We start from the raw sequence: 26,672 nt of genomic DNA on the forward strand, positions 1-26,672 counted from the left end.
GAAAACTTGTCTAATGTGTAAAATAAACATTTAAACTAAAGATGGTCAAGAACTATAGAACAGGTTATGGAGGAAGAAGCCATGACTCTTAAAAAAATTTGGGACTTACCTGTTTTATTACAGCCATTGAAAATGGAAAGTGCCTTAGAAAGATGGTTATCGGATGAAACTCCGATAGCCAAGCAGACATGGGTTTTTGGCCCTAAAAAACCAAGGGATCAATTGAGAAATCAGGAATTACCTCCGAAGGATGTCCATATTGAAAAGCTTGTAGAAAGCGGCCTTATACATGTGCTTCCTCAGATAAAAATAAAAAAACGTGAGGATGTAAGGAATATCCCTGAGGATGCTGATCTCTTAGTGATTGGTGATATGGAGGATTGGATGGCTCCGGAGGAAATACTTGATGAACTGGCATTGTTAAAAAAGCCTATCATGCCAGAATGGGATTCATGGGGATATTCAATTCATGGCAGGCTTTCGAAATTTAGATTTGATAAATATTCAGATGTTAAACATATCATTCCTATGGGGGCAGATGATGTTCTTAGTACAATTTCGGCAATTAAAGGAGTTAAGGCTCTTAAAACGTTAAAAGTCCTTTATATAGGTAAATACCCTCCCAGGAGTGTTGCTGTACCCAAAGAAATTACACTTGGATATATACACGAAAAAATAGGTCCTGAGATTCGGGTTATAGACATGGATGAATATCTAGATACAATATGGAAAATTGATGACAGTAAAGCTGAGGAACTTGCAGAAAACTGGAAAACCCAGTTTGAAATAGAAAACAAGATAGGCACAAACTTCACAGAATTTGCCAAAATATATCTGGCACTAAGAAAATTACTGGAGAAATATAATGCGAATGCATTGACGGTAGAATGTCCGGCGATACCTGCAATTGAATACGTACCATGTATGGCGTTTTCTCTCCTCATAGACGATGGAATACCAAGTGGCTGTGAGGGAGATTTACCTGCCCTCTTTACAATGACAGTATTAATGGCGATCTCCGGCAAAGGGGCTTTGATGGGTAACTTAAATGAAAATGTAACTCACTGGGATATTGAGAAGGGCATCATAACAATAAATCATGATGTTATTCCTCCCTCATACGCATGTCCAATGTGTAGGATTAAGGTGAAGGACTATCATGGGATGAAAGTAGGGGCAACATTATATTCGGATCTCATAGAAGGAGCTCCTGTTACAGTGGCAGGAATACACTGGAATATGAACAAGATATGGGCTACTGAAGGTGAAATTGCTTGGACCAAGGATACAGTTCACTGCCGTATTGCAATAGGGGTTAAAGTGAAAGACTCTAAGACCATCAGTAGGATGGGATTTGGCCATCATATCGTGTTGGTATATGGAAGATACAAGGATACTTTGAGAAGATTTGCTGATTTAATGGGCTTTGAGTTTATCGAAGTTTAATATGATCCCTTGTGTATATAGGGAGGTGCTGAGATGAAAATTTTAGTTACTGGTGGTGCTGGATTCATTGGTTCTCATCTGGTTGATGGGTTTATGGAAAAGGGACATGAAGTTAGGGTGCTAGATGACCTAAGCGCGGGGAGTGTGGAGAATATAGAACAGTGGGTAACTCATGAAGGTTTTGAATTCATTAAAGGAGACATGAGAAACTTAAATACCGTCAGGAAAGCTGTCGAGGGGGTTGATGCTGTCTTTCATCTTGCTGCTAATCCTGAGGTAAGGATTGGTGACCAGAATCCTAAGTTGCTCTACGAGACTAACGTTCTTATCACGTATAATCTTCTTGAGGCGATTAAGGATTCTGGGACAGAATACCTCGTTTTCACATCCTCTTCAACGGTTTATGGAGATGCCAGAGTTATCCCCACGCCTGAAGATGCATGGCTTGAGCCGATCAGCGTTTATGGTGGTGCCAAACTTGCAGTTGAGGCTTTGATAAGCGGCTACGCCCATACCTTTGGCTTTAGAGCTTTAATATTCAGGCTGGCAAACATAGTTGGAGAACGTTCCACTCATGGTGTTATTTATGATTTCATAAAAAAATTGAGGAAGAACTCAAAGAGCCTTGAGATTCTAGGGGATGGAACGCAAAGGAAGAGCTATCTCCATGTGAGTGATACTGTAGAGGGAATCCTTCACATTTTTGAACATTTCATGAAAAGGAGCAAGAGTTTTGAGGTTTATAATCTTGGCAATGAAGATTGGATTACTGTTAAGGAGATTGCCAAGATAGTGAGTGAGGAAATGGGTCTTAGCCCTGTGTTTAGATTTACAGGAGGAGTTGACGGAGGTAGAGGATGGAAGGGTGACGTTAAGCTCATGCTCCTCAGCATAGAGAGGGCTAAACGCACAGGTTGGAAACCAAAACTGAACAGCTATCAAGCGGTAAGGAAAACAGTAAAAGAACTGCTGGGGGGATACAATGCGAGAGCTCAGGTATAATCCTCTAACCGGGCAGTGGGTGATGGTATCTGCAGTTAGGAAAAAAAGGCCTTGGAGGCCTGAAGGCTATTGTCCCTTTTGTCCTGGAGCCGAAGAAACTGGATATGGGTGGGACGTGCTTGTTCTACCCAATAGATATCCGGTTCTGGATTTATCTGCTGATAACCCTGAAAACCCTGAAGATAAAGGATTCTATAAAAAAGCAAGGGCAGTAGGAAAGTGTGGCATTATAGTTGAAACTCCTGAACATAATGTGGAGGATTTAGATGAGCTTTCTCTTGAACAGATGAAGCGAGTTGTGGAAGCATGGATGCGAATAACTGAGCAGAGTTCAAAAGATAAACGTATAGCATATCTGATGATATTTAGAAACAAAGGAAAGGAGATAGGAGTTAGTCTAACTCATCCACATGGACAGTTTTATGCCCTTCCATTTATTCCACTAAAGGTTCGTTTAAAGATTGATAACTCTAGGAAATATTACAGGAATAACGGAAAGTGCCTCTTCTGTCGTATTCTGGAGGAGGAGCTTGCTTCGAATGAAAGGATTATCTATGAAAATCAGGATTATGTCCTCTTCATGCCCTTCTTTGCGAACTGGCCTTTCGAGAGTCATATATATCCCAAGCGACATGTGCAGTTTTTAACCCAGTTAAACAGGAGAGAGATTGAAAACTTAGCTGATGTAATACGAGTAACAACGGCCACACTTAACACGCTCTTCGGAAGGCAGATGCCGTATATAATGGGGATATTTCAGGCACCCTTTAATGAGAGGACGGAGTTCTATCATCTTCATATTGAATTCTATCCTATACTTCGGGATGCAAGCAAGATTAAATATGCTGCTGGTATAGAAACCACAACTTGGGAGTTCACATATGATGGTTTGCCTGAGGAGAATGCAGAAAGGCTTAGAGAGGCCTGCAGAAGAACCCACCTCGTAAAGAACGGAAAATGCAGGTGAGGGGGGAATGACTTTGAAGGTGTTGTCCCCGGGTAGAATAAACCTGATTGGGGAGCATACAGATTACAGCAAAGGATATGCAATGCCACTGGCTGTAACTCTATATACCGTGCTTGATGCGGAAATATCAGAAACTGTAAAGCTATACTCCGAGTATTTCAAGGAAAAAAGGGGTTTTGATTTAAATGAAATTTCCATTAAAACAGGGACATGGATAGATTACGTTAAGGGTATTTATTGGGCTGTGAGGGAAGAGGGCTTTCAGGTCGGTGGTATGCAGGGAAGGATTTATGGAGATCTCCCTGTAAGCGCTGGTCTGAGTTCTTCGGCAAGCTTTGAACTTGCAATCTTGGAATTTCTCAATAGGGCATATTCCATTAGACTGTCGAGGATTAAAAAGGTGTTTATAGCCAAAAAAGCGGAAAATGAATTCGTGAATGTTCCGTGTGGCATTTTGGATCAATTTGCCATAACTTTTGGGAAAAAAGGCCACGCGATATTTCTTGATACGGAAACGCTGGAGTATGAATATATTCCAATGCCCAGTGACGCTCGATTGGTGGTTTTTCACACCGGAATAAAAAGAACCCTCGCAGGCTCTGAATATATTAAAAGACGCAGAATAGTGGAGGAGGCTCTTAAAATGCTTGGTAAGTCGTCATCAAAAGAAGTATCCTTTAAAGATTTGAACACGTTGCCATCAACCCATAGAAAGCGTATGGGGTATATAGTTAGGGAGAATGGTAGAGTGTTGTCCGCAAAGGACGCTCTCAAAAGTGGAGATATAGAGGGTTTTGGTAAAATCCTAAGTGAAGCACACTGGGATATATCAGAAAATTATGAAGTCAGCTGTAAGGAGTTGGATTTCATCGTGAGAAAAGCCAGCGAGTTAGGAGCATATGGAGCAAGATTAACAGGTGCCGGATTTGGGGGAGCTGCCATTATAATTGTAGAAAAAGGGAAGGATTTAGAAATAGCAGAAGCTATTTTGAGAGAGTATAAAAAGCGTTTCAGATGGAATCCCCGATATTATATTGTTCAGGCGAGTGAAGGGGTACGAGCTGAGGGAGGGGTATGATTGAAATCCCTTTTTCCGTAAACTCAAGATGGAAAGTGGTCTTTAAGACAATGGCCTGGCAGTGCGGTATATACCGGCCAGAATTTACCTCCGCTGGTGAGATAGAGTATCTCGAAAAACATGATCATCCCGAAGCTTTTCTTCTGATAAAAGGTGCCATCACACTGGTTTTAAGTGAGAATGGTGCCGGGCTGAAGGAGATTCCCTTGAGGAGAAACTGCTTATATATAATCACGGAATGGCACAATGCTTATCGTCCCGAGGGAGAAGAGGGGATAGCCCTCGTAATTGAGCCCCCGACTGTTAGAACCCAATATCTGAATTTGAGGTTAAATGGCATCTCCAAGAATGCTCCTTAACATCCTCAGATATCTCCCCGTTTCCTCCGCCCCTTTCTCCGTTATCCTCACCGCTGTCCTCGGCCTGTCCGCGAAGACCTTGTAAATCCTAACGTAGCCCGCCCTCTCAAGGGCTTTCAGGTGGGAGTCAAGGTTTCCGGGGGTGATTTCAAGAACTCCAAGGATATCTCTGAACAGGGCTTTTTCCCTGGGAAGCAGGTAGAGCATTATTCCCAGCCGTGTGGGGTTACCGAGCACGCTGTTCTTCGTCAGCTCCCTCAGCTTTTCCATGCTATCACCGTTCTATGGCTCTGAAGGCCGAGTGGAGGTACAGGAGTATCGTCAGGGCGAAGCCGGTGGCTATTGCGAAGCCCGCAAGCACGGCTGCATCGCTCTCCATTCCACGGACAAGGGGTATTGCCAGTGCCGGTATCAGGAATGCGGGCACGGACTCCCTGTCCTTGGTTACCAGTGCCCACTGGCCGAAGAGGGCTATGGTTATGAACGAGAGAAGCCCGAGCGCGAATCTGACATCAGGGGTGCCGCTCATGAGCGCTGGAATAACTCCCCATCCCGCTACCGCCCCGGTGCCCCACGGAACCATGAGCCTCCACATCGGAAAGCCCCTTACCCTCCTTCCTGAGGCTATGTAGAGGTTTATGAGCCTCCTGAAGGTCCTTCCAGCAACTGCGATGCCCCCAAGAATGGCCGCACCCCAGTAGAGACCCACCAGCACAGCGGGGAGATTCACGACTGCGTTTATGACGTAGGAGAGCGACATCACAAATAGCCAGTACGCAAAGTTTATGGCGCCGTATATGCTGCCGGCCGCTATCAGTTTACCCTCAACCCTCTCAAGGACGTTCTTAAGTTCCTTAACCTCCTCCATGCTCTCACCTCAATTAACATTGAGCATCCACCTATTTATAACCCGGCCTTTCTCTGGGATTCAGAACTCCGGCGAGGTTTGCGGAAGAGTGAGCAATGAAGGCCGGAATTATACCCCCTAATGCAAAGAGATAGCCGGTTAATGAACCGAGCAGAAAAGCGCCACCCAGAACAAACATCTTTTTCTCATCAAAAGCGACTCCATGGGCTGACCTCCTCCCTGTCCTGAAGGGCGAGGGTTCCAACGAGCTAACCCCTCGCTATTGACGGGGAGGTTTGAGGGGTCTCCATCGGGAACCCTTTCAAGGGTTCCCTGAACCCCTCGGGGAGGGTCTTCCCCCCATTACCCCTACCTGCCAGAGCAGGCAGGCTCGGGGTTATCGTTTTTACCGCTTTCTTCAAAATGTTAAACGCTCCAACTAAGTCAGCGTTAAAGACAAGCCCCGTTGTGGGACACTTAAATAATCCTCTGATAAACCTTGCCCCCTCATGGGGCTTCCCGCAAACGGGGCAAAGCTTTGAAGTAAAAGCCTCATTGACAACCACAACAGAGATACCATACTCTTCAGCAACTTCCTTCAAGCGTTTGATAACGTAATTGAATCGCCAGACGTGAGAGAGAATGAAGTTTTGCTTTTTACCCTTATTAGAGTTCCTTGCAATGCCTTTGGGATAACCGACGACAATCCTTGAGACTCCAAGCTCATAAAGCCTTTTAACAGTTTGTCTAACTGCCGTGTTAATGTAGTGCTTCGCCTGAAGTTTCGCTTTCTCGTGCATTCTCCTGAGTTTTCTGCTCGTTCTGGCTCCACTCTTGTTGAGTTTGGACTGGTATTCTGCAATCTTTTTCCTCCAGTAGAAGTCAATGCTCTTTAAAGGCCTCCCGTTCACGAGGAAGCTCTGGCCGTTTTCAACGTAAACAGCCATTAAATTGTTCACTCCCAAGTCAACTCCCGCCGAGAGACTTCCTTTTGGAGTCCTCGGGAGTTTAACCCACTCCTCCCCTTCGAGTTTTCCCTCAACTGTGAGGCTTAGATGAGCATACCATTTCTGCTTTACAGGGTCGAAGGTTATTTCTAACCGCCCCTGCCTGCCCTTCAGGTGAATTCTCCCCTTGAACTGAACTTCGAGGCGTTTGAACTTCCCAAGGCCTTTAAGGATTAGTTTGTTGCCTTCAATCTTGTATTGGTCGTTTCTCAAAACGATTAAGGGTTTTCTTCTCCCGTCTTCCTTGAGATAGTTTGGCGGTTTTGGTTTTAACCACGAGGGAAGTTCACCGTTCCGCTTCTTCCGAAGGAGGGCAAAGAACGAACGCCAAGCTTCAGCATTCTTCCGGCAGATTTGCTGGACTGTCGCAGAGCCGATTTCCTTTTTGAACTCTTCATAAATGGTTTTCTCCGTGCCGTTAAAGTCCACGATTTTGCCCTCAAAGAACTGTTGCCTGCGGAGGTAGTTTACTCTATTCCAGACTTTAGCCCCAAGGTCGGCTAACTCGGAAAGGGTTTTTGCTTGCTCCTTTGAGGGTTGGAGTTTGAGGGTTATCGTCCGCTTCATTACTCCTCGCTTTCAACTTTTTTAATCCAGTCGAGGATTGCCTGCTCGGCGGCTATGCTCAGACTTCCTTTTCTTCCCCCATAGAGCTTCTCAACGAGTTCTCTGAACTTTTTCTCCACGTCGTCCCTCAGGTAGATGTCGATTCTTCCCACCGTTACCCACCTAATGGTGAGTATGAGTGATTAGTGTATTTAATATTTTCTGTTGCTTTCCTGTTAAGAGGCTGTTTGGGTTTTTACTGCATCCCGCCCTAAAGGGCGAGGCTTTCAAAAAGGAAAATGTAAGGCAAACAGGAAGGCCGGGAAGAGTATTGCGCTCCATAGGTAACCGTGTTGAAGTAGATACCCTTCAATCAATCCTCTGTTCAGAATCTCCTCGCTTAGTGGCGCCATGATGAGAAGCAGGAAAAATTTTTCAGCAGGATTTTCAGGCAAGATGGCAAATTCAATCATAGCCAGCAACCTCCCTGAGGATTCCGAGAACGTTTTTTAGTTCGTCAACACCCGCATCCGTTATCTCGATAAACTTCCTCGGCCTTCTGCCGAAGCCGTAGTAGGTTCTCACGATTCCGGCATCTTCAAGCGCTTTGAGATGGAACTCAAGGTTTCCGGCGGTTAGCTTTAGAGCCTTTCTAAGCTCGGTGAAGCTTGTTCTCTCCCTCGACAGGAGGTAGAGGGCTATTGCCAGCCTCGTCGGATTGCCAAGAGGCGATTTTGAAAGCTTGGCCAGTTCATCGAGCATCTCACTCCCTCATCGCTTTTCTCAGGCTACAGTATGCAGCAAACCCAAAAGCCGCCGAAAGGACGAGTGTAGTGTAAGCTCCCTTTGTTATGGGAACCATCCGGTATGGAATGCTGGAGAGCAGTATTACGGCTCCAACCATAGCGTTTTCCTGCCATCTCTCTTTGAACAGGACTCCAAGGACGGCGAGAGCTGTCATCCCGGCTCCTATCGACAAGAGAGGCAGGAGCCATTGGTCCTTGACATTCAGCCCGATGGCGAGTATAACGATGGGCCAGACGATTAGCTGCGCGAGGAGGTATTTTACCTTCACTCCCCTTTTTCTTCCCAGGGCGGTTTCTATTCTGATCACATTCCTCAACGCTCTGCTCTCTTCCACAACAAAGAGCAGTATCCCAGCGGCGGAGAGGAGAACCAAACCTGAGCCCACAGACATTCCGGTATAGGCTGAAACGACAGATGAAACCACGTATATCACGGGAAAAGCAACCGCCCAGTAGAGGTAGACGATTGAGCGGTAGGCTTTCCTCGCGAAGTTGAGCTGTTTTTCAACCGCCTTTAACGCTTCACTCAGCTCCTCCATGTTCCCACCGGAAAAAGTTGATATTCCCTCTTTAAATACCCTGCCAGAAGTTTGCCCTCCAAACTATCCGCCGGCTCTGGCCAGTCGGAGCTTCTCCATGAAGCGCTCGACTTCCCCGGCTTTGCCCTCTATCAGAACCACGTTTAGGAGAATGCCGTTTCTCTCGACCTTTTTTAGAAGGGTGAGCCTGATATCCGCTCCGCTCATTCTCTTTATATCCCTGAGCTCCTCAAAGGAAACCGCGGTCTCAAGGATTCTCAAGGAGAAACCCCCATCTGGTTATACCGGAAAGCTAAAGGTTGTTCAGTATACTAACCACCCATTTATAAAGTGTTGTTTAACCCTTCCGAAAGCCAGGGGATGCAGTGTTCTTGAGTCTGCCTTTCAAATCACCGAAAGCCTTTTAAGTTTTGGAGTGGTAATGGACTTGGAGAGAGTCCTTTCAGGGATAGCCCTCTTGGAGGGCTTTCATCGTGTCCCCGCCAGAGCGGGGATGACGGGCGTCCTTCGGGCAGTTGGAGTTTGGAGGGGGGCTTTGAAGCGATAACCCCGAGCCTGCCTGCTCTGGCAGGTAGGGGTAATGGGGGGAAGACCCTCCCCGAGGGGTTCAGGGAACCCTTGAAAGGGTTCCCGATGGAGACCCCTCAAACCTCCCCGTCAATAGCGAGGGGTTAGCTCGTTGGAACCCTCGCCCTTCAGGACAGGGAGGAGGTCAGTCACCAACCCTGAAGTTTATTCCCTTCTCCCTCGCCTTCCTCTCAACCTGCAACCTGAAGGCGCAGGCCTTGCATATCTCACCTGTTGTGGGCTGGCCGCATATCCTACAGCGGTTGAGCTCATGTTTAACGTATGTTTTTGCTATGAGCGGGAAGAGCTTGTCGTAGCTCCGCAGTATCTGGTACTTCGTTCCCGGATGTCTCTCCTCCATCTCGTTGATCCAGTCCCTTATCTCCGCCCTGAAGGCCTCAACCGCATAGGGGCATTCTGAAAAATCAACTTCAATGTTGTTCAGCACGGCGTAAAGCACAATCTCCTTCTCCGGCACCTCCCTCAGCGGCTTGATCCTCGGAACGAGGTCTTCATGGATTACCTCGTAGTACGGCCCCGTCCTCCCCAGTCTCGCCACATCGCCACGCATTATGTTCATCAGAAACATCTGGACTTCGTCGTCGAGGTTGTGACCCACGGCAAGCTTATCCGCCCCCACGTCATTGGCCGCATAGTTGAGGAGCCACCTCCTCCAGACGCCGCAGTAGGAGCAGGCCCCAACCCTTTCTCCCCTTTCAAAGCTCCCCATTATCTCAACCGTCTCGTCGAGGGTGAAACCGATGTATTCCCTGAACGAATAAACCTTGTGCTCTATTCCGAGCTTCTTCGCATTTTTTCTTGCGATTTCAACGCTTGGCGGGCGATAACCCGCTATACCCTCGTCTATCGTTACCGCAACCAGCTCGAAGGGAAATCTCTCGCGGAGCTTTGCGAGGAGGTGGAGCAGGACAACGCTGTCCTTCCCGCCGGAAACACCGACAGCTATCCTCTCACCCTTCTCAATCAACCTGTATTTTTTCACGTGCCCCTTAACCTTCCTCTCGACCATCTCGTTGAAGTGTTTTCTGCAGTAGTACTTCCCCTCATAGCGGGCATGATACACGGCATCCCTTGAACATTTTGAACACTTCATCTTTCTCTCCCCTCCCTGAAATCTCGACAATCTTTAAAAATCTCACCGTCTTCAAAGAAAAAATTTAAGTCATGATTTTCCAGTATACATGGGGGTGCTGCCATGGAGCTTTTGAGCACTGGAATTGGGGAGCTGGATTCTGCCATTGGCGGAGGGTTTCTGGAGGATAGCATTTTCCTCATAATATACGACACATACTCCTACGGGTGGGGCCTGGGGGTTAAAATCCTGGAAAACAGGATTAAAGAGGGGGATTTCGGCATCATAATCAACAATTCAATGCCGGTAACTCCCCTTTCAATGGAACTCAGCAGTGTGGGTTTTGACCTTCACAGATACGGGAAGAGCGGTGACCTAGGCGTGATAGAGGTGTTCGGGTCGTTTTACGGGCTAGACTATGATATACCGTTTCCTCCTGCACCTATTTTTGTTGTATTGCCTGAGTAATCACTATTAATGAGTTCTTGTGGTGCAGGAGGTTGGCCTCAACCACCAGCGTCACGGGGCTTACCAAGCCCTTAACTAATGGTTCATTGACCTTCGGGCTGAACGGAAACAGCCCCAACAAGTTTAACACGGCAACAAAATCCCTGTCAAGGGAAAACCCACAAACAGGACACTCAAAAACCCTCCGACGCAGAGCGTCGTCATCAGGTTTAACCTTAAACGCGCCACAGCGAGGGCAAACACGGGAGGAGTAAGACGGATTAACAAAAACGACTGGAACACCACACTTAATTGCCGTTTCGAGGACAAACCTTTGAAAACCATTCATACCAATATTGTGGAGCGTATTCCTTAACCTCTTCTCATTCTTTTTCCTCTTTCTCACAATCTTTTGATTGAAGTTCTCTGGGACATCCTCAAGAACGACCGTAGCGTTTAACTTCTTTGCAAGTTCAACGAGCCGTTTTGCCAACTTCCTCTGCAAATCAACTCTCTTATTCCTCTTTCTCCGTCCAAACTTCTTGAGGAGTTTTCTCCCCTTCCTTGAGGGGAGTTTTCGTTTCCAACCAATAGGATGAGTCTCTTGAATCCTCCTCCTCACGTCAGAATAAAATCTCGTCAATCTCCCCAAATCCGTCCTAACCTGAATCAAAAACTCACGGGTGCCAAGAGAAACGTTGTCAGCGTTGTAATCCACGCTGAGGAAGTTTCCACTCAGCGATGAGTCATCAAACTCTTTCTCAAAAACAAAATATGCGATGATTTTTCGTTCTTCCTCAATTAACCTGAGTTTCACGCCCGCCTTGACTTTCCATCCTTCGTTGAGATACTTGAAGAAGAGTTTGTGTGGTTTCAACGGGAGTTTTATCCGTCCTTTCTTCGTCGTCAGGCCGATTATGAGGAATTTCCTCCCGTCTCTAAGTGAGTTGAACTGTGGAAATCGTTTGTAATCCCACAGAACGTCATCCAGCCAGAGGGAAACTTTTCTGATTACTGGTTTCTCTGTTCTGGCCTTCCCTTTTTTCTTCAGTTCGAGGAAACTCTTCGCCCTCGTTACTGCATCCTGACAGACAGTGTAGTAATAGTGGGTGGGTAAATCATGCTCTTCCTTTAGTTTTTGATAGAAGAGTTTCCGAAGTTTCAGGTGGCTCTTCACCTTGTTCTCGACGGTGTAATCTGTTAGGAACTCCAGAATTTCTGAATATTCGCCATAAACTTCTTTTATCGCCTCGAACTTTCTTTTCGTGAGTGGAAGGCTCTCAAGGACGATTGTTCGGGTTAGTCTCACTCACCCTCAACCTCCGTGAGGAGTTTTTTGAAGCCCTGAACGAGCTTCCTGTTCTTGTGGCTCCTCAACCCGTAAAGTCTGCCCGCAAAACTGGCTATTATGGCGGTTAAATCCTCAACGAGTTCCTCTTTTGGAGTTTTGTCCTTCTTGAAGACTGTTTCAATTCTCACGTTGTAGGCTGAGAAGAGTTCTTCCAGGTATTTGAACCCAAATCGTGTGAGTCTGTCGGGGTAGGTTATGATGAGAACGTCATACTCCCTGTTTTTGGCTGAATTGATGAGTTTTTTGAGGCCTTTCCTGTTTTCGTTCAGTCCTGAGGCGATTTCCTTAACCTCATCCACGATTTGGTAGCCTTTGCTGATGGCGTATTGTTCGAGGGTTTTGAGTTGGGTTTCCAAGTCTTTCTTCTGATCTCTTCCTGAGACTCTGGCGTAGAGGATTGCTCTGGTTGTTTCTTTTTTCTTGCCGAGTAGTTTTTGGACTTCTTCCTCAGGAATTCTGAAGTCCCGGCCTATTTTAATTGCCTTGATTTTTCCAGCGTGAATCCAGCGGATTATGGTGACTTTATTGTAGTTGAGAAGCTCCGCAACTTCCGAAGGTTTGTAATACTTTGGCATCACTGACACCCAAGTAAGAATATGCAACAAAAGTATTTAAATCTTTTGAAAGACATTACTTAGAAAACAGCCTACGTCTACTCAACTCAGGGTGTCGACATATCGACGTATCTGCCCAAGTTCACGGCTCTCTACAGGGAAATCCTGAAAAGGGTGGGGAGTGAGAGGAGGAGCGTGGGAATAAATGTGACCCTTGAGGGCCTTGCGTTTCTGCTCGGTGAGAAAAATGTGATAAAGATTCTCCAGAGAAATCTCGCTGAAAAGGAAAAAGCACGCCTGAGTGAGAGCAGAAAGAGACCTTTAAACATCTTCCTCCTCAACAGGGACAGGGTATCAAAGGAGTTTGTCTCATGGGTTAGCCTCTACAGCCAGTACATCGTGGAGTTCAACTCGACATCATCGGCTTTTGAGGAGATGTTCATCAGAAAATCCCCTCTCCCTGACTTCGAACCCCGCACGTATGAGTTCAGGCTGAAAAGGGGGAAGGTAATTATTAAATGATGATTAAATGGCAGGTGCTCACCCCAGCAGATTCCTGAAGGCCGGGAGCAGGTTGAGGGCGAGCAGGAAGAGTGCCACGCCTATGGTGGCGTATCTGACCGGTCTGGCTATCCTGTCCGGGAGGTACTCCTTCACGACATCGTCCAGCATTTTGCCGCCGTCGAGGGGAACGAGGGGGAAGAGGTTCATCAGGCCGATGCCTATGTTGAGGACGTATATCCAGTAGAGCGTGAAGAAGAGCGGGATAACCGCGGATTCCCCTCCGATTTTGGATTTCACGCTCTGTGCAGGATAAATTCCTATATAGCCCTTTCCGGGTCTCTCGGGGTGCTCCTTCAGTTTTATCCTGACCTCCGTTTCCTTCCCCCCTCTTAGAATCTGGAGGGTTATCACCTGTTCCGGCTTTGTTGTGTTCATGAACCTCATGAAGCCCTCCACCGTGGTGATCTGATGTCCGTCTATGCCCACTATAACATCTCCCTTCTGCAGCACCCCATCGGCCGGGCTTCCGGGGATAACCCCCGCAACCTGAATTCCATTCGGCTGGAGGAGTGGGGCTATAGCCAGATTTATTATCAGAAGGGCAACAAGGGCCGTTACTATGTTGGCCATTGATCCCGCTCCATAGACCCTCAGCCTCTTTCTCAGCGGGGCCCGGTTTATGGCATCCTCATCGGGTTCGACAAACGCCCCTGGCAGCACCAGAAATAAAACAAGCCCAACGGATTTCAGGGGTATGCCGTCGGCACGGGCAACGACACCATGGCTCAGCTCATGCACAACCAGAACAACCGCCAGCCCTATGAGTCCGTACCACAGGGGGATTGTGACGCCGGGGATGACGAGCTGGACTCCCGCAGCCGCACCCCTGCTGGTCACGGTTTTCATGGCGGTCTTGAAGAGCATGTAGAATACGAAGGCCATTCCTGCAAAACCGAGGACTATGCCTACGTCTCCATAAATCCCCCAGAAACGCCTGTATCTCCGGGCAAGGCCCTCTATAAACCCGAGGAGCCTCTTTGTCCTCCACATAGCCACAATCCCGTCTACCTCAAGCCCTTCCTCTTTCTCTTCGGGGTTTCTGCCGAAGAGCAGATACATCAGTATCCAGAAAACTGCTATGCCAAAGAGTACCGTGATGAGAGTGATGCTCATTTGATTCACCTAATATCACATGGGGGGATAGGTTTAAAAAACTGACCTCCTTCCATTTGCGAGGGTTCAGCCTGTGGGCACATCACTACTTCTGTCAGTTCATTCCACAGACACATCTCAATCTTATCCCTCGGTGGATTATTGGTTTAGCGCCCCCTCCGAATGCTGCATCCCCGGAGTTTTCAAAAGAAAAAAGCAATGAACTATACCCTGCCTACCCTAACGTATATGAATCCGTGTTTCCGGGCTTTTTCTGTCTCAATGACATTTCTTCCGTCCACGATCACCTTGCTCCGCATTTCTCCCGCAAGCTTTTCGAGGTCGAGCTCCCTGAACTCCCTGTGGTCTGCCGTGATTACAATGACATCCACGCCTTTGAAGTCCTCCTTCCACTCGGCACCAAACCGCTCCGCATCCTCGGGAGTGCAGAGGGGATCGTAAGCGTAAACGTTCGCACCCCACTCTTTCAGTTCCTGAATTATCGGCTTCGCAGCGGCCTTCATGAACTCTCTCACACCGCCCCTGAAGGTTAGACCGAGAACGAGAATATTGCTTCCCTTAAGCGGTCTTCCAGCCTCGTTGAGCGCTTTAACAGTAAGCTCAACAACATGGTGGGGCATCGAATCATTAATCTCCCTTGCGGTCTTTATTAAGCGAGGATTGGTCTTTTTCGCGAGATTAATGACGAACCAGGGGTACACCGGAATGCAGTTGTGCACTATTATACCTGAAGTTGTCACTATGGTGTTGGTTCCTTCAACCTCAAAGGAGTAAACGTAGTCATCGTATTCAACTGGCATTATCTCTTTGACTTCAACGAGTGCAAAACTTCCCATGAGTTTAAATGTTGAGTTCCTCTCCCGTTTCTTTATGTTGCTCAGGTAGTAGTTGAGCTTCTTCCCCTTCTCACCGCTCACGATTCCCCTGAGTTTTTCAAGATTGTCAGGGCCGAAGATACGCAGTATATGGACGTTTCCATTCCTCTTGTAGGATGGAACAACGCCGAGGTTCTGGAACATGAGGAAAAGCTGCTGGACGAGCTTATCGCTGGCAGTTGCCACTTCAACGCTTGCGCTTACTCTGTTGGTAATATACTCCCTGCCGTTCTTTTTCATCCGGTGTTTGCCCTCATATACTGAGACGCTTCCGTCCCCATTTATTATCCCCCTTAGAACTCCCCTCTGAAGGGCTCTGCTGTAGAGGATGAAACCCGGAACTTTGGCATCATAGGAGTTAACGCCCGTTCCAAGGAACTTGAGGAGCTCGGCAAAAGCTCTTGATGAGACTTTAATGTGGTGGACGCTGTCCTGAGTATACTCAGAATAGCGTATGCCAATCTTCCTGAGGGTGCTTTTTACCTCTTCAATGTACTCAGTTTCATTAATGTTGAATGAGAATCTTGTTCTCGAGGAATTGTCAGCGGTTATACAGCCCTCGGATATGTAATATCCCAAGAGGGTTGTTAATTCCCTGTTAATCATGACTTCAGGCGGGAATTCCGAGTAGCTTGGTCCCCTGCCCCTTGCTATCGCTTTGGGTTCGGGAAGTGTTCTCCGGAACTCACCGTAGTATTCAAGAGGTATATAATTATTTCTCACGTACTCATAGGATTTTGGGGCAAGTTTGGAGTGAAGAAGTGCCCTGACATCTTTTGGCATCTCCGCAAACTTCACCCTGTAGCCGTCCGGATTCTCGGAGAGTATTGATATGACATCAAGAACCCTGGGAGTCTCTTTCTGGGGCAACTCGGTCAGTATGGCTATCCTGTCCCCGGCTCTGACGTCTTTTGCCAGCTTTTCAATGAAACTGCCATCCTTATAAACCCATACTATGTGATTCTCGGTCAGCTTAATGCTCCTTCCGGTTCTTGTTTTTATCTCAAGGACTCTCTCTCCGGGTTTGAGCCTTCTTTTCGTAGCCAGAGTTACCCTTTCAAGGGTGGGCCTCTCGGAAACTGGATCAAAGGACAGTATGCGGTATTCCCTTTCGGGGCGTTTTATTAGCACTCCATTGGTCTCCTCAACATTTCCCTCAATCACATCAAATAGTTCCTCAACGGTTAGCGGTTCGAGCCCGTTTTTGTCCAGAAAGACAAACTCGCCTTTTGCAAAGCAGTGCCCGCCAACCCCGGCCCCGGGCATGTGCAGGTGGCAGTAAGGCTGAGTGTTGGCAGCCCGAAAGACCTCAAGCGCATCCAGCCCGTGCTCCTCACACCACATCGCCAGCTCGTTGGCCAGGGCAATGTTCACGTCCCTGTAAACGCCTTCAAAGACCTTGACGGCCTCAGCCGCTTTGATGGAACTTATCGGGATTACGCCCTTCCTGTTGATGGTCTCGTAGATTCCAACCACCGCTTCAAGCGTTTTCTCATCGTTCGCCCCGACGATTTTGGGGTACTGACCGGTGATGTCTCTAATGGCGGTTCCGGTCATGGTTCTCTCGGGGGCATGCGCTAAGCCGAACTCGCCAAGCTTCAAGCCGGATTTTTTGAGGATTGGAATTAAACTCTCAGTCGTGCCGGGCGGCATTGTTGCTTCGGTGATGACTATATCACCCTCCTCAAGTCCCTGAGAAATCTTTTCCGCCACATCGTAGACCGGGCCGAGCTTTATGTTGCCCCTCTCGTCTGTCAGGGTGGGCACGAGGATTATCATTACATCGGCCTCTTTTGCAGCTTTAACACCGTCCACAGTTGCCCTTAAGCGGCCGGCCTCAACGTTCCTCCTCACGAGCTCGTCCAGCCCGGGCTCCTCCCTGACGTGGTTTTCGCCGCGGTTTATCCTCTCCACAATGCGCTCGTTGATGTCAACACCTATGACTCTGGCCCCGTGGTCAGCGAAAACCGCGGCCAGAGGCAACCCCATCTTGCCCATGCCGTAGACGGCTATAGTAATGTCCCCATTTTTGAGGGCTGATTTGACCTCCTCCCTCCCCAGCCCGATGAGCTTCATCCTCACTCACCCAGTTTTACTATTTTATCCTCTTCCGCACTCTCTAAAGCTCTAATCGCTACCTCCAGTGCGTGAAGCCCCTCCTCCCCGGATACTAGGGGTCTCTTTCTGCCCTCAACGCACTCGATGAAGTGTTCGAGCTCATTTCTCAGCGGCTCCTTCTTCTGTATCTTCGCCTCCTTGACCCATTGCTCATCGTAGATTGTAAGGCTCTGGTTTATGTAGTCGAGATAGGCTATCCCGCTGGTTCCCACCACGTTCAGGGTTCTCGTCTTGTGGGGCGTTAGCCTGTTCGTCTCGACGACGCCGCTGATTTCATTCTCGAAGGTTAGCATTATGAGGGCATAGTCATCAACATTTGCGGGATGCTTGACGTTCCTCGCCTTTGCATAGACCTCCCTCACCCTCGAACCTGCTAGGAACCCCATTACATCAATGTCATGAACCGCGAGGTCTATTATCACCCCGACATCGGCGATTCTGACCACCATGGGCCCTACCCTTTTGGCGTTCATTGTGACGATTTCTCCGAGAACCCCTCCTTCTATTACCTCCTTGAGCTTCAGGACTGCGGGATTGAACCTCTCAATGTGGCCTACCATGAGCGTAACTCCTTCCTCCTTGGAGGCTTCTATTATCGCCCTGGCGTTCTCAACCGTGTCTGCTATCGGCTTTTCCACCAAAACGCTCGTTCCCTTCCCTATGAATTCCAATGCCACCTGCCTGTGAAGTGAAGTCGGAACCGCTATGCTGACGGCGTCCAGTTCTTCTTTTGCCAGCTCTCTGTAATTCGCATAGGGGATTGCGCCAAACCTCTTGGCGACCTCTTTGGCCCTCTCGAAGTTGGCATCGGCAATTCCAACGAGCTCCACCTTCCCTTCCCTGGCAAGCTCAGAATAAACCCTCGCGTGATGATACCCCATGTTTCCAACGCCAACAACACCAACGCGGAGCATTACAATCCCTCCAAAAACTCAATGGCAGTATTCAGATTTTCGGTAATATAAAAAGCGGTTACACCAAATTCGCGCGCACTACGCACCTGAAACCTGTCGTTGGAGATTATTGGCACGTCATTGATCTTTGCCACGGCGATGTAAAATGAATCCGTAGCCCTTGAACCGGTCTCAAGGGATATCATAAACGCCAGCTCCATCAATGTATCCAGTGATACGAAATTTGTTCTCTTAAACACCTCTTCCCCCGTGAGGATTGCGTCACTCTTCTCCATTCTCCTCACGAGCTGCGAGATCAGTTCAAGCTTAAAAATCTCGGGCTCCAGGATTGGGATGTTCTTTTGCTCTATTACCTCAAACACGGCTTCTGCTTTCCTCGTCCTTTCGTCCCTGTATCTAAAAAATAGATCAATGAAAACGGAGGTATCAATAACTATCATCTCCTCTCCTCCAGGAACTCCTCAAGCACATCCGTGTCAACTTTTTTCTGGTACTTCCTTATAATCTCCAGGAGACCCTTGGGAGAGTTGAGTATAACCCTGGCCCTGGTTCCCTCTTTCAGCTTGATTTTTTTCAATGGTCTGAAAACACCGTTCTCATACACAACCTCTATTATTTCCACCTCACTCACCCGCTATTTTATTAAGCGTTTCGAGTATATAATCAATGTCCTCCTTGCTCACGGCGGGATGTACCGGCAGGCTCAGGACTTTCCTGCTCGCTTCTATAGCGTTTGGACAGATATCCTCTGGATAGCCGAGCTTTTGATATAGGGGCTGGTGGTGAACGGGCATCGGATAATGTATCCCCGTCCCAACGCCTTTCTCCCTGAGCTTTTGAGCCAGCTCATCCCTGCCCAGCGGGAACTCGTCCTCCACCTTAATCACATACTGGTGGAAAACATGCTTCACGCGGGAATCAACGTGAGGCGGCGTTAAGCCTTCAATCTTGCCTATTCCCTCCGTCAAGAGCCTGGCGTTCTCAATCCTCTCAGCATTCCACCCATCGAGCTTTCTCAGCTGGACTCTTCCAATGGCTGCAGCAATGTTTGTCATCCTCAAGTTATAGCCGAGCTCCTCATGCAAATACTTCTCCGCCTGCCCGTGGTTCCGTATTAAACTAGCCCTCTTAGCCAGCTCCTCATCGTTCGTAACCACAATTCCCCCCTCTCCCGTCGTCATGTTCTTCGTCGGGTAGAAGCTGAATGCCGCAATGTGTCCAAAAGTGCCGACCTTCTGCCCCTCGAACTCCGCTCCATGCGCCTGAGCACAATCCTCGATGAGATAGAGGTTGTGATCCTCCGCAATCTCCATGAAGGCCCTCATATCGGCGGGCTGGCCGTAGAGGTGGACGACTATTATCGCCCTGGTTTTATCGTTAATCCTCTCCAGAACCTCGTTCGGATCCAAGTTGAAGGTTTCTGGATCGATATCGGCGAAAACAGGCTTAGCACCCTGGAAGAGTATTGAGTTGGCCGAGGCTATGAATGTGAAGGGTGTCGTTATGACCTCATCCCCGGCTTTGATCTTGAGGGCTTTCAAAGCGACGTCCAGCGCGGCGGTTCCGTTGGCGACGGCTATCCCGTGCTTTGCTCCCAGGTATTGGGCGAACTCCTTCTCAAAGGCTTCGACTTCCTTCCCGTGGGCGAGCATACCGCTCTTCAAAACTTCAACAACCGCATTAATTTCTTCCTCTTCGATTAGGGGTTTTGCGATTGGTATCATACCTCATTCCTCCCATATTTCAATCTTGAGATCGGGATATATCTCTTTAATTAAAAGAAAATGTCTATCCTTCGTGGCTATTGTGAGGTTTCTATTCAATGCAATTGCGGCAATAAGGACATCAACAGCCGGAAGTGGATGTCCTCTTTTGACAAGTTCTTTTGAAAGTTTTATGGCTAGCCTATACTCTTTTTTCGAGGGGTAGATGAGAGTAAGCTTAAATAACGCGCCTTTTGGGTATTCAACGAGATTGAAAACAGTGGTATATCCCTGCAGGGATTTCTTATTTTTCCTGGCCTCTATTAATACGTTCGTGTCATAAAGCTTTTCAGGCGTTTCCATTCTGCTTCCCTCGCTTTTTTGTAATATTCCTCAAATTTTTCATCCGGTATGCTTTCAAGATCTTTTACAAAATCTTCCCCAAGCTCTTCAAGAAGCTGTTCGCCGGGAACCTCAAGCGCCCCCTCATCCAGCTTTTCAAGGTATTCGATTATGGCTTTCCTGGCAACCTCACTCCACTTGACCTCTTTGTGCTTTTTCATCTTTTCGTATACTCCCGGAGGGATTGACAGGGTTATATTGGGCATGGGATCACCAGGCATTACTATGTGAATTCACATATTTAAGTGTTTTCACCGCCTCACAGGTCTTTTTCCTTCAGGTATTTTTCATAATCTTCCTTCTTTATCTTAACTTCTTTTCCGCAGTGAGAGCACTTGAAGATGAGATGTTCTTCATCCTCGCCAGTTTTCTCCTTCAGTTTTCTCCCGCAGTAACAGACGAAGCCTTTTAGTCTTGCTGGATTGCCGTAGACGAGACCAAATGCCGGAACGTCCTTTGTAACCACCGCCCCAGCGCCAACCATCGCGTACTCGCCTATCGTAACCCCGCAGACTATCGTGGCGTGGGCTCCAATGCTTGCGCCTTTTTTGACGAGGGTGGGCACGACCTCCCAGTCCTCGTTGAATGCCCTTGGATAAAGGTCGTTCGTGAACGTCATGTGCGGGCCGAGGAAAACGTCATCTTCGACCTTAACGCCGTGATAGACGCTTACGCCGTTCTGGATTTTCACGTTGTCCCCGATTTCAACGTCGACATCAATATAAACGTCCTTTCCAATGTTGCAGTTTTTGCCGATTTTCGCGTTCCTGCGGACGTGGGCGAAGTGCCATATTCTCGTTCCTTCGCCGATTTCGGTCCCTTCCTCAACAACAGCCAGAGGATGGACGAAAAACTTTTGAGCCATTTTGAACACCAACAATATTAAAAGCCCCCTCCAATATAAACTTTGCCAGCGGTGGAATCATGCTCCCCTTTGTGAGTGTTGTAATCCCTGCCTATAATGAGGAGAAATACATCCGGAAGTGTCTTGAAGAGTGGGTTAATCAGGATTATCCAAAGGATAGATATGAGATTCTTGTCTATGACGGTATGAGCATTGATAAGACTGCGGAAATAATAAGGGAATTTGAAAGGCGCTACCCTGGCTTGGTGCATTATAAAGCCAATCCAAAGCGCAGACAGGTCTATGCTTTCAATATGGGGCTCAGAGACGCAAAGGGGGAGCTCTTCATAATCTTCGGCGCTCACGCATACCCAGATCGAGATTTTCTGAGGAAGAGCGTCGAAACGTTTCTTGAGGTCAGGAAGAGAGAACCAAAGCTGACCGGTGTTGGTGGGAAGATAATAAAGCTCTATGAAAACTGGCTGGCAAGGCTCGTGGCGTTAATATATTCCTCCCCCCTCAGCGGAGCGAGCACCTTCTGGTATGAAGAAAAGCCCCATTTTGCAAGGACGGTCGCTTTTGCCCTGTACGATAGAAAGATAGCTGAGGAAATTGGGGGTTTTGACGAGGATATGCTGACGGGGAATGATTTTGAGTTCAATCTAAGGATAAATAAACGGGGGTATAAGCTATTCTTCAACCCGGAAATTAAAAGCCACTACTTCGCCCGCTCAACATGGAGGGGCTTTTTGAGACAGACTTTCAACTACGGTGCGGTTAAGAGTATGGCCATCAGGAAGGGATATTTTTCTCTCCCCTGGCTTTTCCCCATGGGATTTTTGGGCTTTGAACTTGCCATCCCATTTTTAAGACCTTTGCTCTGGCTGTTTTTTGGATACTGGATGATTTTGGTTGGGGAGAGCATAAGACTTGCTTTAAAGTCAAAGGATGTCTCTTCCATCGTGTTGTCTCCAATTATGTTCGTATTTCATAATCTAATAAGCCTCGGCTTCATTGCGGGACTGTTGTTTGGAAAGAGAGCGTTCAGGTGATAAAATGAAAATTGTAATGACGGTTAGCAATCCCTTCAAACCGGATCCCCGGGTTTACAAAGAAGCTAAGAGTTTGGCCAAAGCAGGACATGAGGTTTATGTTATTGCCTGGGATAGGGAGGGGAGATACCCAGAAGAAGAAAAAATTGAAGGATTTAGGGTCATTCGTCTTGGCCCCAAAGCTGAATACGGCCCGTTAATGGCTTTGAAGCTTCCCCTTTTCTATCTCAAGGCGTTTAAAGTTATATTGAAGTTAAAGCCCGATGCTATCCACACTCACGACTTCGATACCGCTATCTTGGGATTTATTTTCAAAAAACTTAAGGGGATAAAGTGGGTTTATGATGTGCATGATCTTTACTTCACGTTTTTTTCTATGGAAGGGGATCAAAATTTGCTTGGGAAGTTAGTCAAAATCATAGACATACTCTTTGCAAAGTGTACTGACATCCTTATAGTAGCAACACAGTCGATAGGACGAAAACATGAAGGGTTGAGAGAATATTATATTAAAGAAGGAATTATTCCGGAAAGGGTTATTTCAATATGGAATGTTCCAGATGTCGAAACATTCTTGAATTATCCCCAACTCAGAGTTAAACCATCAAAAAAATTTACAATTGGCTTTATAGGAGCACAGAGAACAGTCTCAAACTTCATACCGCTGTTTGAGGTTGCAAAAAACACCCCACACAGATATAAAATTCTCTTCGTCGGTGAGGGGAGGGTTACGGACAAATTAAAGAGACTTGTAAAAGAGAAATATCCTGAGCTGGATATTGAATTTATCGGAAGCATTGACTACAGACTAATTCCTAACTATTACATGCTTTGTGATGTTATTTTTGCATGGTATCCCCAAAGAGAGAACATAAAAAGAGCTATTGCAATAAAAGTTTTTGAGGCTGCTGTGATGGGCATACCAAGTATAGTTAATGCAGATTCTCTAATGGAGGATTTTGTAAGGGAATATAAATGCGGAATTGCTATTAAAAAGTTAAATCTGCATCATCTGAAACAAGTCCTAAAGTTCGTTGAAAATAAAAAGCTCAAATTTAGCCCCAGCAGGATTATTAAGAAGTGGAACTGGAAAAATGAAGAGAAAAAGCTGGTGATGCTTTATGCGCAATCTCTTAATAATCACGAACTCGTATCCAAATGAGGATAATTCTCATTATGGGGGAATATTTGTTAAGGAGCAGGTTAGTTATCTGAAGGATTATTTTGATGAAGTTTATGTTATCTCTCCCCAGCCATGGGGAGTAAACAGGAATCTTCGGGATTATGTGCATGATAACGTAAGGGTGTTCTTTCCAAGATTTTTCCATTTACCGGTTGAATTCTATAGAAAACGACTTGGAGACAACTTCTTTAAAGCTGCTTTGAGAGTTATCACTGCTGAAAAGCTTGAATTTGACCTGATTCATGCTCACTTTACTTGGCCGAGCGGGTATGCTGGTGCAAAGTTAAAAGATCGATTTGAGACGCCTTTAATTATCACAGCCCATGGCTATGATGTCTATGAGAGTCCATTTCGGAGCGGGGAATGGTTTGAGAAAATTAGGTTTGCACTGAATTCTGCAAATCACATAATCACCGTCAGTAAAAGCAACTTTCAGATATTAACGGAAAAGCTTGGTGTCCCAAAGGACAGATTGAGCGTAGTTCCAAATGGTTTTGATTCTCAACTGTTCAGGCCCATGGACAAATTCGAGGCAAGGGTAAAGCTAGGGATACCTCAGGATAAAAGGGTGCTGCTAAACGTTGCAAATTTAGTCCCGGTTAAAGGTCACAGTTACCTTATAGACTCAATCAGGAAAATAGCAAATGTTGAAAAAGACGTGGTGCTCTATATTGTGGGTAATGGCCCGTTAAGAAAAGAGCTGGAGGCTCAGATTAGGAGGCTTAACCTTGAGGGAATAGTCAGGCTTGTGGGAGCTCGGCCTCATTCTGAGATTCCAATTTGGATGAATGCTGCTGACATCTTCGTTTTACCGAGTTTGAGTGAAGGTAATCCAACTGTTATGTCTGAGGCTCTTGGTGTTGGTTTACCCTTTGTGGGAACAGCCGTTGGGGGCGTTCCCGAGATAATAATCTCCGGAGATTACGGTCTGCTCTGTCCGCCTGCTGATCCGGAGTGCCTTGCTGAGAAAATTTTAATAGCCCTCGATAAAGAATGGGACAGAGAAAAGATAAGGAGGTATGCGGAACAGGTTACTTGGAAAAATGTGGCAAAACACATGATCAAGATTTATAATAAAACTTTGGTAGAATGATATAATGTGGGGCTTTTATATGATTCTTAATCAATAATGCTCTTAACTTGATTGTAAGATTACCTCTAAATAAGGCCTCATCTATGAAAAAAGATAATTTTTCTTTGTTCAATTCAGATAAGCTTTTCATAAAATATGCCACAGAGAGTCTCTTTTCGTATGTTTCTTGTATCTCCTGTTCTATTCTCTTTATATTAATCCCCTTCTGTTTTAATATAATGCGATGACCTTTGACAAATTCACTTGAAATTTCTTTTGCAGCTTTTGCAATCTCAATAGTAGCATTGTTGGTAATTTGAGAAGGATGTCTTCGCCAGTATCCGAGAATGTTGTTGATGAATTTAAATTTCCCGAGTAATGACAACTCTAGCCAAGTGGTATAGTCAACATATGGTGCAATTGGGTTTTGTTTAAAACCGCCGATTGATTCTAACGCCTCTCTCTTTATCATGACAGTGACGGCAGGAATGTAATTTTTAAGAAGCAATTGGGGTATATACCACTCTTCTTTGTTTATCCGGGAGACTTTGATATTTTTTGGAGTTATTCCCAAAATACGGCCTTGATAAAATAGATATGCTTTTCCCCAAGCTAGGACAATACTCTCGTCCTTTTTAAATGCTCTTTGTTGAATGTCTAGTTTGTATGGAGGCCAAAAATCGTCTCCTTCCAAGATCGCTATGAGATCTCCATCTGAGAATTTGAAAGCTTTGTTGTATGTTTTGTTTAACTGCCATATTCCTCGATGTTTTTGTTTTATAATGTGGATCCTATCATCATAATCCCTGTATTTTTCAACGATTGCAATCGTGTTGTCTTTTGACCCATCGTCGATAATTATCATTTCCCAGTTTTTATATGTTTGAGATAAAACACTTCTGATGCAATCTATGATAAACTCTTCATGGTTATAAGTTGGAGTTATAATGCTTATAAGGGGATAGACACTCATAAGGCTCACCCCATTCCCAATATAACTATAAGGGTTAAAACACTTGCCATCCCCTGACTCACCACCGTCGCCACCGCCGCCCCGGCGGCTCCGTAGTGCAGTATGAGGATATAGTTAAGAAGGACGTTAAGCAGTGCAGTAAACCCCGTTATTTTTGTAAACGTCAGCTCCCTTCCCGTGGCGTTCATGTAGCTCCCAAAGAGGGAGTTCAAGAACATGAATGGCACTGCAACCGCCAGAATCCTCAAAATCGAGACGCTTGGAAGAAACTTTTCCCCGAACACGACGAGTATTCCAAACCTCGCAAAGATTATATATCCTGCAGCCCCAGCAAGTCCCATAAGGATGAGCATCTGAAAGCTCTTTTTGAAAAGAACTTCGAGCGTTTTTCTGTCCTCCTTATGGAGCCTCGCCATCGAGGGCATGGTCGTTGAGACAACTATGTTCGGAATAAATAGCGAAACCTCAATCAGCGTATAAGCCGCCCTGTAAATCCCGGTCTCATAATCCCCCCTCAGCAGGCTCAGCATCACCATGTCCGTGCGGTAGTAAATCATGGTAAAAAGCCCGATGAGCCAGAAGGGGTAGGATTTTTTTAGCAGGCTGATCCATACACCCGGTCTGAATCTTATCCTTATTGCATCCACGAACTTCATCCCGAACTTTATCCTCATAACTTCCCTGAGAACATATCCGGCAAGGAGGGCAACAACAAAGGGCGAAAGTGATCTGGAATAATAGAGAACGATGCCTCCAACAATGAATGCCCATACTCTCTCAGCAGTCCGGGCGAGAGCGGCATATTTCGTTACCTCGTGAGCATACATGATGTTGATGAAGAGATAGGAAAGCCATGTCAGCATAGCCTCGGCCCCGGCCAGCACTATCAAAAGCTTCATCCATCCCGACTTGGGGAGGAAGACTGTCAGAATCATAATTATTGCAAAATTAATGACGGCGAGAACCATCTTAAATCCGAGAACGTCCGGCAAGAGCTTCGGGAGCTTGTTTTTATCCCTCGCTACTTCCCTCATGAAGTAGAAGCCAACTCCAAGGTCGGAGAATATCCCAAGCAGCCCGACATAGTAGAAGATGAATGAATACTGCCCCAGCCCCTCTGGACCGAGGATTCGGCTTATGAGAACTATCAGACCGTAAGCTAGCAGCTTGGATATTACCTCGGCCCCAAAAAGCCAGCCTGCGTTCTTTATAAGTTTCAATTTCAGGCTTTCCGGCATCTTCCATAACTT

Annotated in this window: 33 protein-coding genes; 10 read left to right on the forward strand and 23 right to left on the reverse strand. The window is 46.6% G+C overall.

Features of this window, described 5'->3' with window-relative positions; genetic code table 11:
• The first annotated feature begins 66 nt into the window (after positions 1-66).
• The 5 genes from ACYQ27_RS00260 to ACYQ27_RS00280 are packed head-to-tail and all read left to right on the forward strand — an operon-like array spanning position 67 to position 4,852.
• Positions 67-1,446, forward strand: coding sequence for an L-arabinose isomerase family protein (locus ACYQ27_RS00260; RefSeq protein ID WP_460040722.1), 1,380 nt, complete (start codon positions 67-69; stop codon positions 1,444-1,446).
• Between the two features lie 33 nt (positions 1,447-1,479).
• Positions 1,480-2,448: an NAD-dependent epimerase/dehydratase family protein gene (locus ACYQ27_RS00265; protein WP_460040723.1), complete on the forward strand. Its 969-nt coding sequence runs from the start codon at positions 1,480-1,482 to the stop codon at positions 2,446-2,448.
• A complete protein-coding gene (galT, locus tag ACYQ27_RS00270) occupies positions 2,429-3,415 on the forward strand; it encodes a galactose-1-phosphate uridylyltransferase (RefSeq protein ID WP_460040724.1) in 987 nt (328 codons plus the stop codon). Before ACYQ27_RS00265 ends, galT begins: the two co-directional genes overlap by 20 nt.
• 7 nt (positions 3,416-3,422) lie before the next feature.
• Positions 3,423-4,493 carry a galactokinase gene (locus ACYQ27_RS00275; protein WP_460040725.1) on the forward strand — a complete coding sequence of 357 codons (1,071 nt, stop codon included), beginning with the start codon at positions 3,423-3,425 and terminating at the stop codon, positions 4,491-4,493.
• Positions 4,490-4,852, forward strand: coding sequence for a hypothetical protein (locus tag ACYQ27_RS00280; RefSeq protein WP_460040726.1), 363 nt, complete (start codon positions 4,490-4,492; stop codon positions 4,850-4,852). The genes ACYQ27_RS00275 and ACYQ27_RS00280 overlap by 4 nt, the downstream gene beginning before the upstream one ends.
• Here ACYQ27_RS00280 and ACYQ27_RS00285 read toward each other — a convergent pair.
• From ACYQ27_RS00285 to ACYQ27_RS00330, 10 genes are all read right to left on the reverse strand, one after another.
• Positions 4,823-5,122, reverse strand: coding sequence for a transcriptional regulator (locus ACYQ27_RS00285; RefSeq protein ID WP_460040727.1), 300 nt, complete (start codon positions 5,120-5,122; stop codon positions 4,823-4,825). The two genes, ACYQ27_RS00280 and ACYQ27_RS00285, sit on opposite strands and share 30 nt — an antisense overlap.
• Positions 5,123-5,126: 4 nt before the next feature.
• The gene (locus ACYQ27_RS00290; RefSeq protein ID WP_460040728.1) at positions 5,127-5,720 is read right to left on the reverse strand and encodes a hypothetical protein; all 594 of its coding nucleotides are present in this window, start codon (positions 5,718-5,720) and stop codon (positions 5,127-5,129) included.
• Between the two features lie 31 nt (positions 5,721-5,751).
• Positions 5,752-5,964 (reverse strand): hypothetical protein, encoded by a 213-nt coding sequence (locus ACYQ27_RS00295; protein ID WP_460040729.1) that lies wholly within the window; start codon positions 5,962-5,964, stop codon positions 5,752-5,754.
• Between the two features lie 4 nt (positions 5,965-5,968).
• Positions 5,969-7,273 (reverse strand): RNA-guided endonuclease InsQ/TnpB family protein, encoded by a 1,305-nt coding sequence (locus ACYQ27_RS00300; protein WP_460040730.1) that lies wholly within the window; start codon positions 7,271-7,273, stop codon positions 5,969-5,971.
• Positions 7,273-7,425, reverse strand: a complete 153-nt coding sequence (locus ACYQ27_RS00305; RefSeq protein ID WP_460040731.1) for a hypothetical protein — start codon at positions 7,423-7,425, stop codon at positions 7,273-7,275. The genes ACYQ27_RS00300 and ACYQ27_RS00305 overlap by 1 nt, the downstream gene beginning before the upstream one ends.
• Positions 7,426-7,539: 114 nt before the next feature.
• Complete coding sequence (locus ACYQ27_RS00310; protein ID WP_460040732.1) at positions 7,540-7,725, reverse strand: CPBP family glutamic-type intramembrane protease; 186 nt, start codon at positions 7,723-7,725, stop codon at positions 7,540-7,542.
• On the reverse strand, positions 7,718-8,014 hold the full coding sequence (locus ACYQ27_RS00315; RefSeq protein WP_460040733.1) for a transcriptional regulator: 297 nt from the start codon (positions 8,012-8,014) through the stop codon (positions 7,718-7,720). Before ACYQ27_RS00315 ends, ACYQ27_RS00310 begins: the two co-directional genes overlap by 8 nt.
• 1 nt (position 8,015) lies before the next feature.
• Positions 8,016-8,597 (reverse strand): hypothetical protein, encoded by a 582-nt coding sequence (locus tag ACYQ27_RS00320; RefSeq protein WP_460040734.1) that lies wholly within the window; start codon positions 8,595-8,597, stop codon positions 8,016-8,018.
• Between the two features lie 63 nt (positions 8,598-8,660).
• Positions 8,661-8,858 carry a TIGR04140 family protein gene (locus tag ACYQ27_RS00325; RefSeq protein ID WP_460040735.1) on the reverse strand — a complete coding sequence of 66 codons (198 nt, stop codon included), beginning with the start codon at positions 8,856-8,858 and terminating at the stop codon, positions 8,661-8,663.
• A 451-nt stretch (positions 8,859-9,309) separates the two neighbouring features.
• The gene (locus ACYQ27_RS00330; protein WP_460040736.1) at positions 9,310-10,278 is read right to left on the reverse strand and encodes a TIGR00269 family protein; all 969 of its coding nucleotides are present in this window, start codon (positions 10,276-10,278) and stop codon (positions 9,310-9,312) included.
• A gap of 102 nt (positions 10,279-10,380) precedes the next feature.
• Between ACYQ27_RS00330 and ACYQ27_RS00335 the strand changes: the two genes are divergently transcribed.
• Positions 10,381-10,725: a hypothetical protein gene (locus ACYQ27_RS00335; protein WP_456453994.1), complete on the forward strand. Its 345-nt coding sequence runs from the start codon at positions 10,381-10,383 to the stop codon at positions 10,723-10,725.
• Here ACYQ27_RS00335 and ACYQ27_RS00340 read toward each other — a convergent pair.
• Both ACYQ27_RS00340 and ACYQ27_RS00345 read right to left on the reverse strand, forming a co-directional pair.
• On the reverse strand, positions 10,700-12,013 hold the full coding sequence (locus ACYQ27_RS00340) for an RNA-guided endonuclease InsQ/TnpB family protein (RefSeq protein WP_456453995.1): 1,314 nt from the start codon (positions 12,011-12,013) through the stop codon (positions 10,700-10,702). The two genes, ACYQ27_RS00335 and ACYQ27_RS00340, sit on opposite strands and share 26 nt — an antisense overlap.
• Positions 12,010-12,630 (reverse strand): IS607 family transposase, encoded by a 621-nt coding sequence (locus tag ACYQ27_RS00345; protein WP_456453996.1) that lies wholly within the window; start codon positions 12,628-12,630, stop codon positions 12,010-12,012. The genes ACYQ27_RS00340 and ACYQ27_RS00345 overlap by 4 nt, the downstream gene beginning before the upstream one ends.
• Before the next feature lie 174 nt (positions 12,631-12,804).
• Between ACYQ27_RS00345 and ACYQ27_RS00350 the strand changes: the two genes are divergently transcribed.
• Entirely contained in the window at positions 12,805-13,131 is a 327-nt protein-coding gene (locus tag ACYQ27_RS00350; RefSeq protein WP_456454180.1) for a hypothetical protein, read from the forward strand.
• Positions 13,132-13,149: 18 nt separating this feature from the next.
• Here the strand turns inward: ACYQ27_RS00350 and ACYQ27_RS00355 are convergent, their stop codons facing one another.
• From ACYQ27_RS00355 to ACYQ27_RS00395, 9 genes are all read right to left on the reverse strand, one after another.
• Positions 13,150-14,286 (reverse strand): site-2 protease family protein, encoded by a 1,137-nt coding sequence (locus ACYQ27_RS00355; protein WP_456454182.1) that lies wholly within the window; start codon positions 14,284-14,286, stop codon positions 13,150-13,152.
• Positions 14,287-14,489: 203 nt separating this feature from the next.
• Positions 14,490-17,237, reverse strand: coding sequence for a nucleotide sugar dehydrogenase (locus ACYQ27_RS00360; protein WP_460040737.1), 2,748 nt, complete (start codon positions 17,235-17,237; stop codon positions 14,490-14,492).
• Between the two features lie 2 nt (positions 17,238-17,239).
• Positions 17,240-18,193: a UDP-N-acetylglucosamine 3-dehydrogenase gene (locus ACYQ27_RS00365; protein ID WP_460040738.1), complete on the reverse strand. Its 954-nt coding sequence runs from the start codon at positions 18,191-18,193 to the stop codon at positions 17,240-17,242.
• Complete coding sequence (locus tag ACYQ27_RS00370; protein ID WP_456453193.1) at positions 18,193-18,633, reverse strand: type II toxin-antitoxin system VapC family toxin; 441 nt, start codon at positions 18,631-18,633, stop codon at positions 18,193-18,195. Before ACYQ27_RS00370 ends, ACYQ27_RS00365 begins: the two co-directional genes overlap by 1 nt.
• Positions 18,630-18,824: an antitoxin family protein gene (locus ACYQ27_RS00375; protein WP_460040739.1), complete on the reverse strand. Its 195-nt coding sequence runs from the start codon at positions 18,822-18,824 to the stop codon at positions 18,630-18,632. Before ACYQ27_RS00375 ends, ACYQ27_RS00370 begins: the two co-directional genes overlap by 4 nt.
• Complete coding sequence (locus ACYQ27_RS00380) at positions 18,817-19,917, reverse strand: DegT/DnrJ/EryC1/StrS family aminotransferase (protein ID WP_460040740.1); 1,101 nt, start codon at positions 19,915-19,917, stop codon at positions 18,817-18,819. The genes ACYQ27_RS00375 and ACYQ27_RS00380 overlap by 8 nt, the downstream gene beginning before the upstream one ends.
• 3 nt (positions 19,918-19,920) lie before the next feature.
• Positions 19,921-20,259, reverse strand: coding sequence for a type II toxin-antitoxin system VapC family toxin (locus ACYQ27_RS00385; RefSeq protein ID WP_460040741.1), 339 nt, complete (start codon positions 20,257-20,259; stop codon positions 19,921-19,923).
• A complete protein-coding gene (locus ACYQ27_RS00390) occupies positions 20,220-20,504 on the reverse strand; it encodes a hypothetical protein (protein ID WP_460040742.1) in 285 nt (94 codons plus the stop codon). The genes ACYQ27_RS00385 and ACYQ27_RS00390 overlap by 40 nt, the downstream gene beginning before the upstream one ends.
• A gap of 53 nt (positions 20,505-20,557) precedes the next feature.
• Positions 20,558-21,163: an acyltransferase gene (locus ACYQ27_RS00395; protein ID WP_460041744.1), complete on the reverse strand. Its 606-nt coding sequence runs from the start codon at positions 21,161-21,163 to the stop codon at positions 20,558-20,560.
• Positions 21,164-21,222: 59 nt separating this feature from the next.
• On the opposite strand from ACYQ27_RS00395, the gene ACYQ27_RS00400 reads away from it, so the two are divergent.
• Genes ACYQ27_RS00400 through ACYQ27_RS00410 form a run of 3 tightly spaced genes read left to right on the forward strand, consistent with a single transcriptional unit; the run spans position 21,223 to position 24,470 of the window.
• Positions 21,223-22,194 (forward strand): glycosyltransferase, encoded by a 972-nt coding sequence (locus ACYQ27_RS00400; RefSeq protein ID WP_460040743.1) that lies wholly within the window; start codon positions 21,223-21,225, stop codon positions 22,192-22,194.
• 4 nt (positions 22,195-22,198) lie between these two features.
• Positions 22,199-23,356: a glycosyltransferase gene (locus ACYQ27_RS00405; RefSeq protein WP_460040744.1), complete on the forward strand. Its 1,158-nt coding sequence runs from the start codon at positions 22,199-22,201 to the stop codon at positions 23,354-23,356.
• Entirely contained in the window at positions 23,316-24,470 is a 1,155-nt protein-coding gene (locus ACYQ27_RS00410) for a glycosyltransferase family 4 protein (protein ID WP_460040745.1), read from the forward strand. The genes ACYQ27_RS00405 and ACYQ27_RS00410 overlap by 41 nt, the downstream gene beginning before the upstream one ends.
• Here the strand turns inward: ACYQ27_RS00410 and ACYQ27_RS00415 are convergent.
• Complete coding sequence (locus tag ACYQ27_RS00415) at positions 24,439-25,422, reverse strand: glycosyltransferase family 2 protein (protein ID WP_460040746.1); 984 nt, start codon at positions 25,420-25,422, stop codon at positions 24,439-24,441. The two genes, ACYQ27_RS00410 and ACYQ27_RS00415, sit on opposite strands and share 32 nt — an antisense overlap.
• 5 nt (positions 25,423-25,427) lie before the next feature.
• The gene (locus ACYQ27_RS00420; protein ID WP_460040747.1) at positions 25,428-26,660 is read right to left on the reverse strand and encodes a flippase; all 1,233 of its coding nucleotides are present in this window, start codon (positions 26,658-26,660) and stop codon (positions 25,428-25,430) included.
• Positions 26,661-26,672: the final 12 nt, after the last annotated feature.

It is taken from the genome of Thermococcus atlanticus, from assembly GCF_054657855.1.

What these genes read in the sequence shown, in the direction of transcription:
- ACYQ27_RS00315 (WP_460040733.1), bottom strand. Translation starts at nt 8,014, where the DNA reads ATGCTCGATGAACTGGCCAAGCTTTCAAAATCGCCTCTTGGCAATCCG.
- ACYQ27_RS00365 (WP_460040738.1), bottom strand. Translation starts at nt 18,193, where the DNA reads ATGCTCCGCGTTGGTGTTGTTGGCGTTGGAAACATGGGGTATCATCAC.
- ACYQ27_RS00275 (WP_460040725.1), top strand. Translation starts at nt 3,423, where the DNA reads ATGACTTTGAAGGTGTTGTCCCCGGGTAGAATAAACCTGATTGGGGAG.
- ACYQ27_RS00410 (WP_460040745.1), top strand. Translation starts at nt 23,316, where the DNA reads ATGCGCAATCTCTTAATAATCACGAACTCGTATCCAAATGAGGATAAT.
- ACYQ27_RS00260 (WP_460040722.1), top strand. Translation starts at nt 67, where the DNA reads ATGGAGGAAGAAGCCATGACTCTTAAAAAAATTTGGGACTTACCTGTT.
- ACYQ27_RS00415 (WP_460040746.1), bottom strand. Translation starts at nt 25,422, where the DNA reads ATGAGTGTCTATCCCCTTATAAGCATTATAACTCCAACTTATAACCAT.
- ACYQ27_RS00300 (WP_460040730.1), bottom strand. Translation starts at nt 7,273, where the DNA reads ATGAAGCGGACGATAACCCTCAAACTCCAACCCTCAAAGGAGCAAGCA.
- ACYQ27_RS00330 (WP_460040736.1), bottom strand. Translation starts at nt 10,278, where the DNA reads ATGAAGTGTTCAAAATGTTCAAGGGATGCCGTGTATCATGCCCGCTAT.
- ACYQ27_RS00290 (WP_460040728.1), bottom strand. Translation starts at nt 5,720, where the DNA reads ATGGAGGAGGTTAAGGAACTTAAGAACGTCCTTGAGAGGGTTGAGGGT.
- ACYQ27_RS00280 (WP_460040726.1), top strand. Translation starts at nt 4,490, where the DNA reads ATGATTGAAATCCCTTTTTCCGTAAACTCAAGATGGAAAGTGGTCTTT.
- ACYQ27_RS00310 (WP_460040732.1), bottom strand. Translation starts at nt 7,725, where the DNA reads ATGATTGAATTTGCCATCTTGCCTGAAAATCCTGCTGAAAAATTTTTC.
- ACYQ27_RS00355 (WP_456454182.1), bottom strand. Translation starts at nt 14,286, where the DNA reads ATGAGCATCACTCTCATCACGGTACTCTTTGGCATAGCAGTTTTCTGG.
- ACYQ27_RS00420 (WP_460040747.1), bottom strand. Translation starts at nt 26,660, where the DNA reads ATGCCGGAAAGCCTGAAATTGAAACTTATAAAGAACGCAGGCTGGCTT.
- ACYQ27_RS00345 (WP_456453996.1), bottom strand. Translation starts at nt 12,630, where the DNA reads ATGCCAAAGTATTACAAACCTTCGGAAGTTGCGGAGCTTCTCAACTAC.
- ACYQ27_RS00320 (WP_460040734.1), bottom strand. Translation starts at nt 8,597, where the DNA reads ATGGAGGAGCTGAGTGAAGCGTTAAAGGCGGTTGAAAAACAGCTCAAC.
- ACYQ27_RS00265 (WP_460040723.1), top strand. Translation starts at nt 1,480, where the DNA reads ATGAAAATTTTAGTTACTGGTGGTGCTGGATTCATTGGTTCTCATCTG.
- ACYQ27_RS00335 (WP_456453994.1), top strand. Translation starts at nt 10,381, where the DNA reads ATGGAGCTTTTGAGCACTGGAATTGGGGAGCTGGATTCTGCCATTGGC.
- ACYQ27_RS00400 (WP_460040743.1), top strand. Translation starts at nt 21,223, where the DNA reads ATGCTCCCCTTTGTGAGTGTTGTAATCCCTGCCTATAATGAGGAGAAA.
- ACYQ27_RS00385 (WP_460040741.1), bottom strand. Translation starts at nt 20,259, where the DNA reads ATGGAAACGCCTGAAAAGCTTTATGACACGAACGTATTAATAGAGGCC.
- ACYQ27_RS00370 (WP_456453193.1), bottom strand. Translation starts at nt 18,633, where the DNA reads ATGATAGTTATTGATACCTCCGTTTTCATTGATCTATTTTTTAGATAC.
- ACYQ27_RS00405 (WP_460040744.1), top strand. Translation starts at nt 22,199, where the DNA reads ATGAAAATTGTAATGACGGTTAGCAATCCCTTCAAACCGGATCCCCGG.
- ACYQ27_RS00285 (WP_460040727.1), bottom strand. Translation starts at nt 5,122, where the DNA reads ATGGAAAAGCTGAGGGAGCTGACGAAGAACAGCGTGCTCGGTAACCCC.
- ACYQ27_RS00380 (WP_460040740.1), bottom strand. Translation starts at nt 19,917, where the DNA reads ATGATACCAATCGCAAAACCCCTAATCGAAGAGGAAGAAATTAATGCG.
- ACYQ27_RS00360 (WP_460040737.1), bottom strand. Translation starts at nt 17,237, where the DNA reads ATGAAGCTCATCGGGCTGGGGAGGGAGGAGGTCAAATCAGCCCTCAAA.
- galT (WP_460040724.1), top strand. Translation starts at nt 2,429, where the DNA reads ATGCGAGAGCTCAGGTATAATCCTCTAACCGGGCAGTGGGTGATGGTA.
- ACYQ27_RS00395 (WP_460041744.1), bottom strand. Translation starts at nt 21,163, where the DNA reads ATGGCTCAAAAGTTTTTCGTCCATCCTCTGGCTGTTGTTGAGGAAGGG.
- ACYQ27_RS00390 (WP_460040742.1), bottom strand. Translation starts at nt 20,504, where the DNA reads ATGCCCAATATAACCCTGTCAATCCCTCCGGGAGTATACGAAAAGATG.